This is a genomic window from Ancylomarina sp. (assembly GCF_041555295.1).
Taxonomy (GTDB): Bacteria; Bacteroidota; Bacteroidia; order Bacteroidales; family Marinifilaceae; genus Ancylomarina.
Genome location: NZ_JBFFKR010000332.1, coordinates 1 through 3,241 on the forward strand (window position 1 = coordinate 1; position 3,241 = coordinate 3,241).

The following is a 3,241-nucleotide window of genomic DNA, read 5'->3' on the forward strand; positions in this document are numbered from 1 at the left end:
CGATAATAAGGCCTGAAACGTTACCCATCTTAGCATTGACATTTTTGGGCGATTCTTCTGCAAAATTAATAAAGGGATACAGTATCAGAATGGCTACAAATAGAATTCTTCTCATAATTATTTTTTTAGGTCGGTTTTGATTTATAACTATAGGACTACACCATAGGTTTTTTAGTTACACGATAGGTTTAGAATTAACGTTTCTTAACAGCTAAGATTGAAACAGATTCCAATGCTTGATGGTAAAGACTTCTTTTAAAACCAACATATCATCACCCCACCATTCATATTTAGTGCCAAAAGATGTATTATGCACAAAATCAAGACAAAACAATTATTAGAATTTATTTCCCTGTTCGATTTCGAACATCTCATGTACGCTTTTGAGTCTTAAAAAGTCACTCTCAGATGATTCAATAGCCGCCCGAAAAAAACCTGACAGAGTCTTTTCCGACTAGCTAGCGCTTATATTTTCCGATTAAATTAATGAGGGTGTTCAAAAAGTAGAATCTTATACTATTCAACGACTTTTCACCCTTAAATTCCCTAAAGGGAAGTCGTTGAAATTCAGTTTCCCTTTAGGGTCGGGGTAAAACTGAATTTCATTTTAGTACGAAATAATTACTTTTTGGACACCCTCTTATATTAAAACACCCCAGATCAAATTCTGAACTGGGGTGTTAATAACTTTTCTTTCAATAAAATTAGAACTACTGTATTAGTTCTATAAATTCTTCCTCCGAAATAGTTTTGATTCCGAACTTCTCAACCTTCTCCAATTTACTTGGCCCTACTTTCTCTCCAGCCAAAAACAAGTCCGTTTTCTTAGAGATTGAACTGGTATTCTTACCACCATTCTGCTCAATCATAGCCTTCAGTTCGTCTCTGGAGTGCAGTTTAAAACTACCCGATATCACTATAGATAAACCTTCTAGCTTATTGGTTTGATTGTCCAATTCCTCTTGGCCTAATTCAAATTGCAAACCATGAGCAATCAATTCGTTTACCAAATTATTTTGAGCTTCATCTTCGAAAAATAAAATGATGCTTTTCGCTATCTTATCTCCAATTTCATCAATTCCAACTAATTCTTCCAGGCTGGCTTCTTTCAATCGCTGAATAGATGTTAAGGTTTTAGCCAATTTCTTAGCCACCGTTTGTCCTACATGGCGGATTCCCAATGCGAATAAGACTTTATCAAAAGGTACATTTAAAGATTCCTTGATACTCCCCAAAATACGATCTGCTGATTTCTCACCCATACGATCAAGAGGAAGCAAATCCTCTTTCTTCAACTTATACAGATCGGAGATATTTTTCACCAAACCATTCTGATACAGGAGTTCGATGGTTTCCTCTCCAAGTCCATCAATATTCATGGCCTTACGACCAATAAAGTGCTCAATTCGCCCTGTAATTTGTGGTGGACAAGACACAGAGTTGGGACAGTAATGATTGGCTTCCCCCTCTAGACGAACCAATTTGGTTTCACAAACCGGACAATTCTCAATAAACTCGATCTTCTCAGCATTCGCATCTCGCTGATCCACATCAACACCTACAATCTTTGGAATAATCTCGCCACCTTTTTCGACATACACCGAATCGTGAAGATGTAAATCGAGATTTGCAATAATGTCTGAGTTATGCAGCGAAGCTCGCTTAACAACTGTTCCTGCCAATTGAACAGCATCCAAATTTGCGACAGGCGTAATAGAACCTGTACGACCAACCTGGTAAGTCACAGAATTCAATCGTGTAGCCACTCGCTCTGCTTTAAACTTATAGGATATGGCCCAACGAGGCGATTTAGCTGTGTAACCCAATTCTTCTTGCTGATCCAGAGAATTCACCTTAATCACAATGCCATCGATAGGCACTGGTAATTCTTCTCGCTTAGTATCCCAATATTTGATAAAATCCAGCACCTCATCAATAGAATTGCATAGCTTACTATCATCAGATATCTTAAACCCCCAAGATCGGGCTAGCTCCAAATTTCTAAAATGATCGCGGGCAGGTAATTGTTTCCCCAATAAATAATAGAGATAACAATCTAACTGACGCTTGGCTACAACAGATGAATTTTGCATTTTCAAACTCCCTGAAGCCGCATTTCTTGGATTGGCAAAAGGACTCTCTCCTTGCTCTTCGCGCTCAACATTTAATTGGTTGAAAACATGGAATGGCATCATTATTTCACCACGAATCTCAAATTCATTAGGGTAATCATTGCCTTGTAAGCTTAAAGGAATCGCTTTAATGGTTTTCACATTAGTGGTCACATCATCGCCCTGAACACCATCACCACGTGTTAAGGCTTGCACCAATTTTCCATTTTTATATTTTAGACTAACAGATGTACCATCGTATTTCAATTCACACACGTATTGAATCTTCTCTTCGGTCAATTTTTGAATTCGAGTTTCAAAATCACGAATATCCTCTTCAGAATAGGTATTTCCTAATGAGAGCATTGGGTACTCATGAGCAACTTGCTTGAATTCTAAATTGATATCGCTACCAACTCGCTGACTTGGTGAATTCTCATCTGCATATTCAGGAAATTTCTTCTCTAAAGTTAACAGTTCATTCATCAGCATATCAAACTCAAAATCGCTGATAGTTGGCTGTGAAAGAATGTAATAGTTATGGTTATGTGTATGGAGTTGCTCTCGTAATTCGGATATACGTCGCAAAGCTTCAGTCTTATTCATAGTTCAGTTGAAAATTTATAATCTAGGCCATAAAAATAGTAATAGATCTTAAGAATACGATGCCTACATCCTTCCAAATTTAATCAATTTATTAGAACCCATCCGCCTTTCATATTCATTGATTATTGATAAAATATAAATCAAAATATTATCTTTCGTAAAATCAAGACTGAAGCCTTTTTCAAGTCTATTTTACCGACAATAATAAGCATCTAACCGATTAGTCATCATATAATAAGTCTATCTAAAGTATCTTAGCAGTAGAAAAACTAAAATTATCGCATTATGAATAAAGATAGAAGACCTTTAGTTGTTGGATTAACACTCATCATCATTGGAATCGTAATACTACTTAGTAATATTGATTTCTTACCAAGAAACATTCATCACTATATTTTTCGTTGGGAAAGTTTTCTAATTCTAATTGGTCTTTTAATGATCATTGTTAGAGGACGAATTTTTAGTGGTATTGTAGTTCTTGCTGTTGGCGCTTATTTTTTAGCCGATGATCTTTTTATACTTTC

Annotated in this window: 2 protein-coding genes; one reads left to right on the top strand and one right to left on the bottom strand. The window is 36.1% G+C overall.

Annotation, left to right across the window (positions count from 1 at the left end):
- Window positions 1–710 precede the first annotated feature (710 nt).
- Window positions 711–2,717, bottom strand: a complete 2,007-nt coding sequence (ligA, locus tag ABY905_RS15450) for an NAD-dependent DNA ligase LigA (protein WP_372645486.1) — start codon at window positions 2,715–2,717, stop codon at window positions 711–713.
- A gap of 285 nt (window positions 2,718–3,002) precedes the next feature.
- Between ligA and ABY905_RS15455 the strand changes: the two genes are divergently transcribed.
- Window positions 3,003–3,241: LiaI-LiaF-like domain-containing protein (locus ABY905_RS15455; RefSeq protein ID WP_372645488.1), on the top strand; the 239-nt coding region annotated here is incomplete at its 3' end.